This window comes from Streptomyces sp. NPDC087906 (assembly GCF_055584925.1).
The window spans coordinates 410,973-424,184 of the sequence record NZ_JBVJLC010000004.1; the positions used below are offsets into that span (position 1 = coordinate 410,973).

The following is a 13,212-nucleotide window of genomic DNA, read 5'->3' on the forward strand; positions in this document are numbered from 1 at the left end:
CCGTGCTCCCGACTCCCGTGCTCCCGACTCCCGCGCTCCCGACTCCCGCGCTCCTGACTCCCGCGCTCCTGACTCCCTCGCTCCCGACTCCTCCGCTCCTGACTCCCGCGCTCCCGACTTCCACGCAAGGACGTGCCTCTCCCATGACCGCAGAGACGAACGCGGCGGCAGCCGCGGGCACTTGGACCCTCGGTGATCTCACGGTCAACCGCATCGGCTTCGGCGCGATGCGGCTGGCCGGCGGTGTCGCCTTCAGCGACGGGCCCTCGGCCGACCGGGAGCGGTCGATCGGTGTGCTGCGGCGCGCCGTCGAGCTGGGCGTGAACCATATCGACACGGCGGCGTTCTACTTCTCGCCGCTGCGGTCCGCCAACGAGCTGATCAACAGCGCGCTGGCGCCTTACCCGGACGATCTGGTCATCGCCACCAAGGTCTGGCCGGGCCGCGACGCTTCGGGTGAGTGGTGGTGGGCCTCCCCCGCCCAACTGCGCGGGCAGGTCGAGGAGAATCTGCGCCAACTGGGCCGTGACCACCTGGATCTGGTGAACCTGCGCATCCCGCGGGGCCGGCCGACAGGGCCGGTGGCCGAGCATTTCGGCGCGCTGGCCGCCCTGCGTGACGCTGGGCTCATCCGGCATCTGGGCATCTCCAACGCCACACCGGGGCAGCTTGCCGAGGCGCAGTCCGTCGCGCCGGTGGTCTGCGTACAGAACCCGTACGGGGTGGGGGCGCCGGCCGAGGAGACGGCGTTCGTGCGGGCCTGCGGCGCACAGGGCATCGCGTACGTGCCGTTCTTCGCGATCGCCGGAAGCGGACGGGAGGACGGCAACGTCACGGCCGAACCCGAAGCGGTACACGCCGTCGCACGCGCACACGGCGCGACGCCCGCCCAGGTCCGGCTGGCGTGGACGCTGCGGCAGGGCCCGCACGTCCTGGCCATCCCGGGGACCGGGAACCCCGACCACCTGGCCGAGAACATCGCGGCGGGCGCGCTGCGCCTCTCGGACGAGGAAGCGGCACGGCTGGGTTCCTGAGAGGCCGGCGGCGCCACGAGCCCTTCAGCCGGAACCTGTACGGCACGCGGCTGCTCGTCACGAGCGGCGCCGTCTGCTCACGATCCTCGTTGTACTGGTCGTGGCGGTGGTGCTGTACCGGCATCAGCCGCACCGGACCGCCGCCCTGTGAGAACGGAGACCCCCATGACCTCCCAGCCGCCCCTGCTCGCCGTCCCCGACGCCGAGTTGGCCGATCTGCGCTCCCGGCTGCGCAACACCCGCTGGCCGGCCCCCTGGCCCACGACCGCCGCCACCGGCGGGGAGGCCCCCACCGGCTGGCAGACCGGCACCGACTCCGGCGAGCTGCGCCGGCTCGTCACCCGCTGGGCGTCCGACTACGACTGGCGCGCGCACGAAGCCGCCGTCAACGCGCTGCCGTCCCGTTTCGCCGACATCGACGGAACCCCCGTCCACTACCTGCGCTTCGACGGCGAACACCCCGGCGCCCTGCCGATCGTCCTCACCAACGGATGGCCCAGCTCGTTCCTCGAACTGACCGCGCTCGCCCGCCGGCTGGCGACGCCGTCGCGGTACGGGGGCGACGCGGCCGACGCGTTCACCGTCATCGTCCCCTCGCTGCCCGGATTCGCCTTCTCACCGCAGCGGCCCTCGCTCACGGACCCGGCCCAGCAGACGCAGGAGATCTGGCACCGGCTCATGCGCGACGAACTCGGCTTCGAGCGCTACGCGGCGCACGGCGGCGATCTGGGCGCCGGCATCACCTCCCGGCTCGGCGAGGCCCATCCCGAGGCCGTGGTGGGTATCCATCTGATGGCGGTCGCTGGGCCGGTCTCGTACGATCCCGCAGGCGTCACCCCCGAGGAGCGGGCGTATCTCGACTCCGTCGCCGCGTGGTCCGCCGAAGAGGGCGGCTACCAGCACGAGCAGAGCACCCGCCCGCTGACGCTGAGCTACGGTCTGGCCGACTCGCCGACCGGGCTGCTCGGCTGGATCGTCGAGAAGTACCGGGCGTGGAGCGACTGCGGTGGCGACCTGTCGTCGCGGTTCAGCGACGACTTCCTGCTCACGCAGGCGTCGCTCTACTGGTTCACCGGCACGGTCTCGACCTCGTTCCGGCCGTACTACGAGTACGCGCAGGGGCTGACGCGGCGGGTCGAGCGGGTCGACGTGCCCACGGCCGTCGCGCTGTTCCCCGCCGATCTCACGCAGCCGCCGCGCAGTTGGGCCGAGCGGACGTACCACGTGACGCGGTACACCCGCATGCCGCGGGGCGGACACTTCGCCGCTCACGAGGAACCCGAACTCCTGGCGCGGGATCTCACGGAGTTCTTCCGCGGCCTGCGGTGACGGCGGCCCCTTCCGATACCGAAGAGTAAGCAAGGGTAGGCTAACCTTCCTCGAACTACCCGAGCTTGCCCATTCGTACGGAAGCGAACCACCATGCCCACCACCCGCACCATCCCCCTCACCCGCCGTGGCCTGCTCGCCGCCGGAGGCGCCGTCGGGCTCGGCGCCGCGCTGGCCGCCTGCGGGGGCGGGGCAGCGGACGGGGACGGGGACGGGGACGGTGGCGGCGCGAAGGGCGGGGACGGCGGCACGGCGGGCCCGTGGGCGTTCACCGACGACCGGGGGCAGCGGGTGCAGGCCGACAGCACGCCCAAGCGCGTCGTCGCCTTCACCGGGACCGCCGCCGCCCTGCTCGACTTCGGCATCGAGGCCGTCGGCGTCTTCGGCCCCACGACGACGAAGGGCGGCAAACCCGACCCGCAGGCCGGCGATCTCGACGTCGGCAAGGTGACGGTCCTCGGCAACGTCTTCGGCGAGTTCAACGTCGAGAAGTACGCGGCACTCAGCCCCGATCTGCTCGTCACCGAGATGTGGGTCAAGGACGCGCTCTGGTACGTGCCGGACCAGTCCAAGGACAAGATCGCCAAGCTCGCCCCGACCGTCGCCCTGTGGGCCGCGCAGACCACGATCCCGCAGGCGATCCAGCGCCACGCCGACATCGCCGGATCCCTCGGCGCCGACCTCAAGGCGGCCAAGGTCGTCGACGCCAAGGCCCGGTTCGAGCAGGCCGCCGGCCGGCTGCGGGAAGCCGCAAAGTCGAACCCGGGGATCAAGGTGCTGATCGGCTCGGCCAGCCAGGATCTCTTCTACGTCTCGCTGGCGAAAATGGCGGCGGACACCCTCTACTTCCAGCAGCTCGGCGTGGAGTTCGTCACGCCCAAGGTCGACTCGCAGGGCTTCTTCGAGGATCTGAGCTGGGAGAACGCGGGCAAGTACGCGGCCGACATCATCATGATGGACAACCGCTCGTCGGCGTTGCAGCCGGCGTCGCTGACCTCCAGGCCGACCTGGCTCCACCTGCCCGCCGTAAAGGCCGGCCAGGTCATCCCGCGCGTCGCTGAGCCGATCTTCTCGTACGACAAGTGCGCGCCGATTCTGGACGATCTGGCGAAGGCGATCCGGACGGCCAAAAAGGTCTCATAGCAAGCCCGTCCCCAAGTTCGCTCCCTAGGCCCCCGGGAATCCGGTGGAAGAATTACCGCATGGCGGAAATCATCCAGAAGGACGGCACATGGGCCTTCGACGGGGACACGGTCCGCATCGTGCCCGGTCATGACAAGGGTGTGGGTCTGCTCCGCAGGACGCTCGGTGAAGTCGCCGTGCCGCTGGAGGCGTTGGCCGGGATCGCCTTCGAGTCCGGCCGCCGCTCGGGGCGGTTGCGGCTGCGGTTGCGGGACGGCGCCGATCCGCTGCTCCAGGTGACGGGCGGCAAGCTGGACGACGCGTCCGACCCGTACCGGCTGACGGTGGAGAACGACCGCTTCGGCGTCGCCGAGTACATCGTGGACGAGGTGCGCACCGCCCTGCTGCTCGACGGGGTCGAGCCGGGCCCGGTCGACCGCTACCTGCTGCCGGGACCCGCCCTGCCGCTGACTGTGGGCGCCGGCGACGCGACGGTCACCTTCGACGGCGAGCGGGTCCGGCTCGAATGGAACTGGAAGACCGAGGACTCCAAGTCGTCGGGCGGTCCGCGGACCATGGAGATCGCCGATCTCGACGGCGTCGAATGGCTGCCGAGCGCCGGTCTTGAGAACGGCTATCTGCGCTTCAGGATCGCCGGGGCCGCGCCGTCCGCCACTCCGCCGAAGCACGACCCGTACGCGGCGGAGCTGTGGGGGTTCAAGAAGGACCCGCTGATGGCGCTCGTCGGAGCGGCGGTGACGGCCAGACTCCCCCACCCGCGCGCACCGCGCGCCGCCCGCCCGCCGACCGCCGCCGCTGCTGCCGTCGAAAGCGGCGGCAGCAGCGGGAGCGGTGGCGAGAAGCCGGCTGACACGGTGAAGCAGGCGTCCGCCGGCGACCACGACGCGTTGCTGCGGCGATTGCGGGAGCTGGGCGAGCTGCACCAGGCCGGGATACTCACGGCCGACGAGTTCACCACCGCCAAACAGGCCCTCCTCAGACATCTGTAGGAGCGAGGGAGCGTAGATTCACTCCCCCTCCTGCCCGAAATCGGGCAGGATTCTTGCAAACGGCCCGGCCGACCCGCAATATCAACGGGTGCTCGAACGTCGCCCGTCGCATGACGACCTCATCGACCATCTGGTCGGCAGCACCGCGCTGCGGCGCGGCGAAGCCGCCCGGGTGGTCCTCGACGTGCTGGCGTACTTCGACGAGACGGCCGAGGAGTTCGTACGGCGCAGACACCGGGAGCTGCAGTCCGGCGGCGCCACCAACGCGGACATCTTCGAGCGGATAGCCGCCGAGCTGCCGCATCGCGCCGTGGCACCGCCGGAGCTCTCGCTCCGGCAGCTCCGCCGCATCGTCTACGGCTGAGCCGGAACCGAAGCCGGTGGTCCGGTGATCCGGTGATCCGGTCAGGGCGGATCACCACCGGATCACCACCGGAAGCTCGCACCGGAAGCACGCACCGGAAGCACGCACCGTAAATCAGGAGGGGCAAGAACCGTATGTGCGGAATCGTGGGATACATCGGCAGGCGGGACGTGGCTCCGCTGCTGCTCGAAGGGCTGCAGCGGCTGGAGTACCGGGGGTACGACTCCGCCGGCATCGTCATCACGGGCAAGCCGGCCGCGGGCAAGGCGGCGGCCCTCAAGATGGTCAAGGCCAAGGGCCGGGTCCGCGAGCTGGAGGCCCGCGTCCCCAAGCGGTTCGCCGGGACCACCGGTATCGCGCACACCCGCTGGGCCACCCACGGCACCCCGAGCGACGCGAACGCGCATCCGCATCTGGACGCGGATTCGAAGGTCGCCGTCGTGCACAACGGCATCATCGACAACGCCACCGAGCTGCGGGTGAAGCTTGAGGCCGACGGCGTGGTCTTCCTCTCCGAGACCGACACCGAGGTGCTCGTCCATCTCGTCGCCCGCTCGCAGGCGCCGACCCTGGAGGAGAAGGTCCGCCAGGCGCTCCAGCTCATCGAGGGCACGTACGGGATCGCCGTCCTGCACGCCGACTTCCCCGACCGGATCGTGGTCGCCCGCAACGGCTCCCCCGTGGTGCTCGGCATCGGCGAGAAGGAGATGTTCGTCGCTTCGGACGTCGCCGCGCTCGTCTCCCACACCCGCCAGGTCGTCACCCTCGACGACGGCGAGATGGCCACCCTCAAGGCCGACGACTTCCGTACGTACACGACGGAGGGCTCGACCACGTCGGCGACGCCGACCACCGTGGAGTGGGAGGCCGAGTCGTACGACATGGGCGGCCATGACACGTACATGCACAAGGAGATCTCGGAGCAGGCCGAGGCCGTCGACCGGGTGCTGCGCGGCCGGATCGACGACCGCTTCTCCACCGTGCACCTGGGCGGTCTCAACCTGGACGCCCGCGCCGCGCGCGGGGTGCGCCGGATCAAGATCCTCGGCTGCGGGACCTCGTACCACGCGGGCATGATCGGCGCCCAGTTGATCGAGGAGGTGGCGCGCATCCCCGCCGACGCCGAGCCGGCGTCCGAGTTCCGCTACCGCAACCCCGTGGTGGACCCCGACACGCTGTACGTGGCCGTTTCGCAGTCCGGTGAGACGTACGACGTGCTGGCGGCCGTGCAGGAGCTGAAGCGCAAGGGCGCGCGGGTGCTGGGCGTGGTCAACGTGGTCGGTTCGGCCATCGCCAGGGAGACGGACGGCGGTGTGTACGTGCACGCGGGGCCCGAGGTCTGCGTGGTGTCCACGAAGTGCTTCACCAACACCGTGGTCGCCTTCGCGCTGCTCGCGCTGCATCTGGGCCGGATCAGGGACCTGTCGGTCGCCGACGGCAAGCGGATCATCGACGGGCTGCGCCGGCTGCCCGCGCAGATCGCCGAGATCATGGAGACCGAGGACGACATCAAGGCACTCGCGGGTGAGTACGCGCATGCCAAGTCGATGATGTTCATCGGCCGGGTGCGCGGCTATCCGGTGGCCCGCGAGGCGTCGCTGAAGCTCAAGGAGGTCTCCTACATCCACGCGGAGGCGTATCCGGCCTCGGAGTTGAAGCACGGTCCGCTGGCGCTGATCGAGCCGGCCATGCCGACGGTGGCGATCGTGCCGGACGACGATCTGCTGGAGAAGAACCGCGCGGCGATGGAGGAGATCAAGGCCCGCAGCGGACGGATCCTGGCGGTGGCGCACCAGCCGCAGCCGAAGGCGGACCACACGATCCTGGTGCCGAAGAACGAGACGGAGCTGGACCCGATCCTGCTGGGCATTCCGCTCCAACTGCTGGCGTACCACACGGCGCTGGCGCTGGGCCGGGACATCGACAAGCCCCGCAACCTGGCGAAGTCCGTGACGGTCGAGTAGCGGCCCTTCGCCGAACGGGCGGTACGGGCGAGAGCGCCCCCGGTACGGCGGATGCCGCACCGGGGGCGCTCTCTCGGACGGGGCCGGCGCTTGCCCGAACACCGGCCCGCGGCTGCCTGGCCGTACGGGGTTCACGGGTCACCCCGGAACGGCCCAGTGCCTCTCCCGGCGCGTTACGCCGGTCGCGGCACTAGCCGGTGGCCGTCACTCCCCGGCCGGCAGCACGGTGGCGCGGCAGGGCGGTCGGCCAGTGCGCGAGCGCCGCCGTCGCCACGTACCAGGAGGCGACGCCCGCGACGACGGCGACCCAGCCGCCCACCTTGGTGAGACCGCCGCTGTCCGCGAACTGGGCGATGCCGAGCAGCAGCAGCGCCACGAAGAGCAGGCCGTACGTGCCCTGGAGGAGCGGTCCGTAGCCGGAGGCGCCGATGGTGAGGCTGAGGGCGAGGAGCGCCCACAGGATCAGGAAGAGTCCGGCCGTCTCCGAGGTGACGGCGTCGCCCGCTCCGGTCCCCCAGGTGAACCAGAAGGCGCCGAGGCCGGCGAAGGCCGTGCCGGTGAACGCGTTGCCGGCGCGGAATTCGAGGAGTCCTGCGACGAAGAGGGCGACTCCGCCCACGTACAGGGCGAGCGAGACGGCGCTCGCCGCCGTGACGCCGTCGATGACGCCCGTGGTGCCCACGCCGAAGGCGAGCAGGGTGAGTCCGAGCGCGAGATGGCCGAGAACCGAAGTGGATGTGTTGCTTCCCGCAGAGACGTCGTTGTCCACGGCGGGCTCCCTTCTGAGGTGCTGTTCTGCTGTGTCCCAGCGACTCCTTATCTACCCTTCACAAGGACACAATCCACCTCTACGCGTGAGTAGATTCACGCTGGGCGCAAGGAAGTTGACGCTGAGTCGGCACTGATGTGACGCATGGTCAGAGAGTGCTCAGGAGTGGCGATCAGGCGTTACGGGACGACGACGACCGGGCGCTGCGCGCGGCGCGCGAGCCGGCCGGCCACCGAGCCGAAGATCCGTCCGACGATGCCGTGCGTGGAGCCGACGACGATCGCGTCGGCGGAGTACTCCTGGCCGACCTCTTCGAGTTCGTGGCAGATGTCGCCGCCGCGCTCGACAAGGATCCAGGGGACGTCGCTCAGATAGTCCGCACAGGCCAGTTCGAGGCCGAGCACTTCCGTGCGGTGGTCCGGGACGTCGACGAAGACGGGGGGTTCGCAGCCGGCCCATACGGTGGTCGGCAGCCGGTTCGCCACATGGACGATGATCAGGCCCGAGGCGAGTCTGGTGGCCATGCCGATGGCGTAGGACAGGGCCCTCTCGCTGGAGGTGGAGCCGTCGAAACCGACCACCACTCCGTGCCGGAAGGCCGGGTCGCAGGATGCGCGCGTCTGTTCCGCCGCTCGCAGGTCCGACAGTGGGTCGGCTACCTGCTTGCGGTCAGCGGGTTCGGGGATTTCGTGACCGGCCATTGGTGTCTCGGCGAAAGAGGTCCTCTTGAGAAGGAGCAACAATTGGCGTGGCAGCGTAACGGTCTGAGCCGTGTCCGGGAATCATCTTCCCAAGCCCATACCCCCAAGGGTACGGCCGCACTCCTTTCCTGCCCAGTGCTCGCCGCCCCACACGCGGCGTTCCAGGGAGCATGCACGAGCCCGCCCAGGATCGCAATGCCCGGTGGCGCCTACAGCCGTTGGCGCCGGGGGACGGTGCGGGGGACGGTGCGGGGAGCGGCGCGCGGGGGCGGTGCGCGGGTCCGTCCCGGTACGGTGCGCGGGCCCGTCCCGGTACGGTGCGCGAGCGGGTTCCCGGACCCTTCCGGTACGGTGCGGCGGCCAGCCGGAGCAATGCGCAGTGACCGTACGGCGCCACCTGTCGTTGCCCATCGGCCACGTCGCCGCCTGCAAGGAGCTCCCGTGCCCGCGCCCTCGACAGCCCCGTACCCCGCCCAGACCGGCACGCCCCCTCTCACGCCCCGTCCGCGCCGTACACACCCGCCGGTTCAGGACAGCGGTCCCGAGCCCGCGCGGCGTACGGCGGGTAACGCGGCTGTTCCGGCCGTTCCGGTCGATTCGGCCGAGTCGGCGGGAGAGGTGATCCGCTGGGCCGTGTTCAGCTCTCTGCTGGTGCCCGTGGTGCTCGTGGTGTACGGCACGTCGGTCGGCGGCGCGGCCGTCGCCGCGCTCGGTCTCGCCGCTGTGACGACCGGCTGCCGGCTGTTGCTGCGCCAGTCCGAGCGGGCCGCCGCCCAGGTGCGCGCGGCCGAGGCCGAGTCGGCGGCCGGTGCGGCTGCGACGGCCGTCGGGGACGAGGATGAGGACGGGCGAACGGAAGCACGGGGGGCGCACTGGGGCTCACGCGCGCAGGAGGAAAGTGCGCCGGGTCATTGAAGCCGCCGTTCGCCCACACCCGGCTCTTTTCGGCCAACTTCACCTGTGTGTCGAACCCTTGGCGAAATGGCCTGTCAACCCCCTTGTCACCAGGGAAGAAAGGACCGCTACGGTCTCCCGCACCCTACGGGGATGGGCCATGCACGTGAGGCGTACTTCCCTGCACGGCTTGTGAGTGGAACGCTTCGTGATCGAATGCTTCGCGCCAAGTTGCCTTGTCGACATAACGCCGGATGAAGAACTCTGTCACGCCGGCACCACGGAACACAGTAGATTCGATCATGAGCATCGAAGGCTGGGGACCCGTGCAAAACCGAGGGGAATCGTGCAGGAGCGAGAGGCCCGACAAGAACGGGGAGACGCGAACACCGAGGGGGGCTTAGCGCCATGAGCCAGGACTCCACTGCCGCACCGGAGTCAGTACGGAAGCTTTCCGGGCGTCGCCGCCGGGAGGTCGTCGCCGTGCTGCTCTTCAGCGGTGGCCCCATCTTCGAGAGCTCGATCCCGCTCTCCGTCTTCGGCATCGACCGCCAGGACGCCGGGGTTCCCCGCTACCGCCTGCTCGTCTGCGCCGGCGAGGAGGGACCGCTGCGGACCACCGGCGGTCTCGAACTCACCGCGCCGTACGGACTGGAGGCGATCAGCAGGGCCGGCACGGTGGTGGTGCCCGCCTGGCGGTCGATCACCTCGCCGCCGCCGCTGGAGGCGCTGGATGCGCTGCGCCGAGCGCATGAGGAGGGGGCCAGGATCGTCGGTCTGTGCACCGGCGCCTTCGTGCTCGCCGCCGCGGGGCTGCTGGACGGCCGCCCGGCGACCACGCACTGGATGTACGCGCCGACGCTCGCCAAACGCTATCCGTCCGTCCATGTGGACCCGCGGGAGCTGTTCGTCGACGACGGGGACGTACTCACCTCGGCCGGCACAGCGGCCGGAATCGACCTGTGCCTGCACATAGTCCGGACGGACCACGGCGCCGAGGCGGCGGGCGCGCTCGCCCGCAGGCTGGTGGTCCCGCCCCGGCGCAGCGGCGGTCAGGAGCGCTATCTCGACAGGTCTTTACCAGAGGAGATCGGCTCCGACCCGCTCGCCGAGGTCGTCGCCTGGGCGCTGGAGCATCTGCACGAGCAGTTCGACGTGGAGACGCTGGCAGCCCGCGCGTACATGAGCCGCAGGACGTTCGACCGCCGGTTCCGCTCGCTCACCGGCAGCGCGCCGCTGCAGTGGCTGATCACCCAGCGGGTGCTCCAGGCGCAGCGGCTGCTGGAGACCTCCGACTACTCGGTCGACGAGGTCGCGGGCCGCTGCGGCTTCCGCTCGCCGGTGGCGCTGCGCGGGCACTTCCGGCGCCAGCTCGGCTCTTCGCCTGCCGCGTACCGCTCGGCCTACCGGGCGCGCCGCCCGCAGGGCGACGCGGCGGCCCCGGGCGTCATGGAGCCGGTCGTACCGGCGCAGGCGTCGACGCAGTCCCGGCGGACGGCGGCGGCGGCCGGCGCCTCGGGCCCCGTGGCGGCCACCTCGGCCGTCGCTGAGTCCGACAAACCCGGTTCCGACACGTACGCGACAGGTCTGGGCCGACCGAGTCTGCCAGGTCAGCGCAGCGCACCGTAGGGTAAGGCGCATGAACGATCGAATGGTGTGGATCGACTGCGAGATGACCGGGCTCTCGCTGGCGCAGGACGCACTCATCGAGGTGGCGGCCCTGGTCACCGACTCGGAGCTGAACGTGCTCGGGGACGGGGTGGACATCGTGATCCGCCCGCCGGACGCCGCGCTGGAGACGATGCCCGAGGTGGTGCGCAAGATGCACACCACCTCGGGCCTCCTCGACGAGCTGGCGGCGGGTACGACGCTGGCGGCGGCCGAGGAGGAGGTCCTGGCGTACGTGCGCGAGCACGTGAAGGAGCCGGGCAAGGCGCCGCTGTGCGGCAACTCGGTCTCCACGGACCGCGGCTTCCTCGCCCGCGACATGCAGGCGCTGGAGGGCTACCTCCACTACCGCATCGTGGACGTCTCGTCGGTCAAGGAACTGGCCCGCCGCTGGTACCCCCGGGCGTACTTCAACAGCCCGGACAAGAACGGCAACCACCGCGCCCTGGCCGACATCCGCGAGTCCATCGCGGAGCTGCGCTACTACCGCGAGGCGGTCTTCGTACCCCAGCCGGGCCCGGACTCGGACACGGCGAAGCAGATCGCGGCGAAGTACGTCCTGCCGGCGGAGTAGCCCTCCGGGGCTGCCGGCGGAGTAGCCCCCGGGGCGCACGGAGTACCCCTCCCGGGCCGCCCACGGACCCCGGCGGAGTAACCCTCCCGGGCCGCCAAGGACCCCGGCGGAGTAGCTCCCGGGCCTGCCCCAGGCCCGCCCACGGCCCCCCGCCGACCGGTCCGCCGAGCCCCACGCCTGGCCCGTGTCCGACCCGCATCAATCCGGGCGCGAGCACCCTCGGGGAGCCTGTACACTTTTCCTCGGCCGGTAGGGCAGCACGAAGCCGGTCGTGGTGGGTATAGCTCAGATGGTAGAGCACCTGGTTGTGGTCCAGGATGTCGCGGGTTCGAGTCCCGTTACTCACCCTGAACGATCAAGGCCGGACCTGTGAGAACGGGTCCGGCCTTCGTCGTACCGTGTGCAGGCTCGGCACCGCGCTTCGTCGCCCTGCTGCATGCCGCCCCCTCCCGGCCGTACCCTGGCCGGTACGCCATCGGCAGACGAAGGGGCACACATGGACCTCCCCGACGACCTCAGCACCGGCGAACGGATCCGCCGCCTACGCGAGTCGCGGGGTATGTCGCGCCCGGTGCTGGCCGGTATGTGCAGCCGTGGCCCGGACTGGCTCAAGAAGATCGAGAGCGGCGAGCGCGAGTTGAGGTCGCACAGTCTCCTCATGGCACTCGCAGCGGCCCTCCAAGTGTCCGACCTGTCCGTCATCACCGGTGGCGTACCCGAGGTCGCGCAGTCCGTGCCCCTCGGCCGGCTGTCCCATCCCGGGATGCCGGGGATCTGGGCCGCGGTTATGAATCGGACGATGTCCCCGGCTCCGGGGGTTCCCGTCGACGTGGCCGCGCTTCAGGCCCGCGTCGACCAGACGTGGCGCCTCTGGCATACCTCCGGACACCAACGCACCGAGGTCGGGGCGCTCCTGCCCGAGCTGATCCGGGACGCCGAGACGGCAACCCGCACCCACGACGAGGCTGCCCGGCGGGCCGCGCACATCGCGCTGTCCGACGTCTACCGGCTCACCGGTCAAGCCACGGCCTATGTCGCACCGGCCGAGCTGGCATGGGTGGTCGCCGACCGCGCTCTGACGGCGGCTCAGCAGGCGGACAGCCCGTCGGCCATCGCTGCCGCGGCCTGGAACATGGGCAACATCTTGCGGGAAACCTCGTACCCCGAAGAGGCGTTGCGGGTGGTTGCCGAGGCCGCCGAGCTGATCCGCCCGCATCTGGACGGGGCGCCGGACGACTGGCGCGGCGTGTACGGGGCGCTGCAACTCCACGCCGCAGTGACCTACGCGCGCGAAGGCCGCGACGGCGAGGCGTGGGCCGCGTGGGACCGGGGCGACCAGGTCGCCAAGTCGCTGCCCGCCGCGTACGTACACCCGTCGACCGTGTTCGGAAGGGCCAACGTCGACTTTCATGCGGTCAGCGTGGCAACCGACTTGCAGCGCTCCCAGCGGGCGCTCTCGCTCGCCGACGACATCAACCCGGACATCATGCCGTCGGCGGAACGCCGTGCCCGCCTGTGGGTGGAGGTGGCGCGCGGACACCTGCAACGCGGTGACCGGACGGCGGCGTTGCACGTGATGCAGCTCGCCGCGAAGATCAGCATCGAGACGCTGGCCTTCACCCCGGCGGCCCGCTCGGCTGCCGCCGACCTGTGGCGGCACGCGCCACGCGCGATGCGCGCCGAGGCCGCGCGGCTCGGGGAAGCGGTAGGCGTGGCAGCAGGCTAGGGGACAGCCTGGGACAGGGGGACAGTCTGTCCCAGATGCCCGCCGATCAGCCCCTTA

The 13,212-nt window shown here is 70.8% G+C and carries 12 protein-coding genes and 1 tRNA gene; 11 read left to right on the forward strand and 2 right to left on the reverse strand.

Going from position 1 to position 13,212, the window contains the following annotated elements; genetic code table 11:
- The first annotated feature begins 143 nt into the window (after positions 1 to 143).
- The 6 genes from ACZ63I_RS15445 (at position 144) to glmS (ending at position 6,823) form a co-directional block, all read left to right on the forward strand.
- Positions 144 to 1,034 (forward strand): oxidoreductase, encoded by an 891-nt coding sequence (locus tag ACZ63I_RS15445; RefSeq protein WP_469338912.1) that lies wholly within the window; start codon positions 144 to 146, stop codon positions 1,032 to 1,034.
- A gap of 165 nt (positions 1,035 to 1,199) precedes the next feature.
- Complete coding sequence (locus ACZ63I_RS15450; protein ID WP_469338913.1) at positions 1,200 to 2,363, forward strand: epoxide hydrolase family protein; 1,164 nt, start codon at positions 1,200 to 1,202, stop codon at positions 2,361 to 2,363.
- A gap of 93 nt (positions 2,364 to 2,456) precedes the next feature.
- A complete protein-coding gene (locus ACZ63I_RS15455; protein ID WP_469338915.1) occupies positions 2,457 to 3,506 on the forward strand; it encodes an ABC transporter substrate-binding protein in 1,050 nt (349 codons plus the stop codon).
- A gap of 59 nt (positions 3,507 to 3,565) precedes the next feature.
- Positions 3,566 to 4,495: a DUF4429 domain-containing protein gene (locus tag ACZ63I_RS15460; RefSeq protein WP_469338917.1), complete on the forward strand. Its 930-nt coding sequence runs from the start codon at positions 3,566 to 3,568 to the stop codon at positions 4,493 to 4,495.
- An 88-nt stretch (positions 4,496 to 4,583) separates the two neighbouring features.
- Positions 4,584 to 4,859 carry a hypothetical protein gene (locus tag ACZ63I_RS15465; RefSeq protein ID WP_041989428.1) on the forward strand — a complete coding sequence of 92 codons (276 nt, stop codon included), beginning with the start codon at positions 4,584 to 4,586 and terminating at the stop codon, positions 4,857 to 4,859.
- Between the two features lie 134 nt (positions 4,860 to 4,993).
- Complete coding sequence (gene glmS / locus ACZ63I_RS15470) at positions 4,994 to 6,823, forward strand: glutamine--fructose-6-phosphate transaminase (isomerizing) (protein WP_469338918.1); 1,830 nt, start codon at positions 4,994 to 4,996, stop codon at positions 6,821 to 6,823.
- A gap of 190 nt (positions 6,824 to 7,013) precedes the next feature.
- Here glmS and ACZ63I_RS15475 read toward each other — a convergent pair whose 3' ends face one another.
- Both ACZ63I_RS15475 and ACZ63I_RS15480 read right to left on the reverse strand, forming a co-directional pair.
- Positions 7,014 to 7,592, reverse strand: coding sequence for an acetate uptake transporter (locus ACZ63I_RS15475; protein WP_469338919.1), 579 nt, complete (start codon positions 7,590 to 7,592; stop codon positions 7,014 to 7,016).
- A gap of 179 nt (positions 7,593 to 7,771) precedes the next feature.
- On the reverse strand, positions 7,772 to 8,293 hold the full coding sequence (locus ACZ63I_RS15480; protein ID WP_041989420.1) for a universal stress protein: 522 nt from the start codon (positions 8,291 to 8,293) through the stop codon (positions 7,772 to 7,774).
- Positions 8,294 to 8,926: 633 nt separating this feature from the next.
- Here ACZ63I_RS15480 and ACZ63I_RS15485 point away from each other — a divergent pair.
- From ACZ63I_RS15485 to ACZ63I_RS15505, 5 genes are all read left to right on the forward strand, one after another.
- A complete protein-coding gene (locus ACZ63I_RS15485; protein WP_469338920.1) occupies positions 8,927 to 9,208 on the forward strand; it encodes a hypothetical protein in 282 nt (93 codons plus the stop codon).
- A 387-nt stretch (positions 9,209 to 9,595) separates the two neighbouring features.
- Positions 9,596 to 10,816: a GlxA family transcriptional regulator gene (locus ACZ63I_RS15490; protein ID WP_469338922.1), complete on the forward strand. Its 1,221-nt coding sequence runs from the start codon at positions 9,596 to 9,598 to the stop codon at positions 10,814 to 10,816.
- Positions 10,817 to 10,826: 10 nt separating this feature from the next.
- A complete protein-coding gene (gene orn / locus ACZ63I_RS15495) occupies positions 10,827 to 11,429 on the forward strand; it encodes an oligoribonuclease (protein WP_469338923.1) in 603 nt (200 codons plus the stop codon).
- 274 nt (positions 11,430 to 11,703) lie between these two features.
- A tRNA-His gene (locus tag ACZ63I_RS15500) sits at positions 11,704 to 11,776 on the forward strand.
- A 149-nt stretch (positions 11,777 to 11,925) separates the two neighbouring features.
- The gene (locus ACZ63I_RS15505; protein WP_469338924.1) at positions 11,926 to 13,155 is read left to right on the forward strand and encodes a helix-turn-helix domain-containing protein; all 1,230 of its coding nucleotides are present in this window, start codon (positions 11,926 to 11,928) and stop codon (positions 13,153 to 13,155) included.
- Positions 13,156 to 13,212: the final 57 nt, after the last annotated feature.

What these genes read in the sequence shown, in the direction of transcription:
- ACZ63I_RS15445 (WP_469338912.1), top strand. Translation starts at nt 144, where the DNA reads ATGACCGCAGAGACGAACGCGGCGGCAGCCGCGGGCACTTGGACCCTC.
- ACZ63I_RS15450 (WP_469338913.1), top strand. Translation starts at nt 1,200, where the DNA reads ATGACCTCCCAGCCGCCCCTGCTCGCCGTCCCCGACGCCGAGTTGGCC.
- ACZ63I_RS15455 (WP_469338915.1), top strand. Translation starts at nt 2,457, where the DNA reads ATGCCCACCACCCGCACCATCCCCCTCACCCGCCGTGGCCTGCTCGCC.
- ACZ63I_RS15460 (WP_469338917.1), top strand. Translation starts at nt 3,566, where the DNA reads ATGGCGGAAATCATCCAGAAGGACGGCACATGGGCCTTCGACGGGGAC.
- glmS (WP_469338918.1), top strand. Translation starts at nt 4,994, where the DNA reads ATGTGCGGAATCGTGGGATACATCGGCAGGCGGGACGTGGCTCCGCTG.
- ACZ63I_RS15480 (WP_041989420.1), bottom strand. Translation starts at nt 8,293, where the DNA reads ATGGCCGGTCACGAAATCCCCGAACCCGCTGACCGCAAGCAGGTAGCC.
- ACZ63I_RS15490 (WP_469338922.1), top strand. Translation starts at nt 9,596, where the DNA reads ATGAGCCAGGACTCCACTGCCGCACCGGAGTCAGTACGGAAGCTTTCC.
- orn (WP_469338923.1), top strand. Translation starts at nt 10,827, where the DNA reads ATGAACGATCGAATGGTGTGGATCGACTGCGAGATGACCGGGCTCTCG.
- ACZ63I_RS15505 (WP_469338924.1), top strand. Translation starts at nt 11,926, where the DNA reads ATGGACCTCCCCGACGACCTCAGCACCGGCGAACGGATCCGCCGCCTA.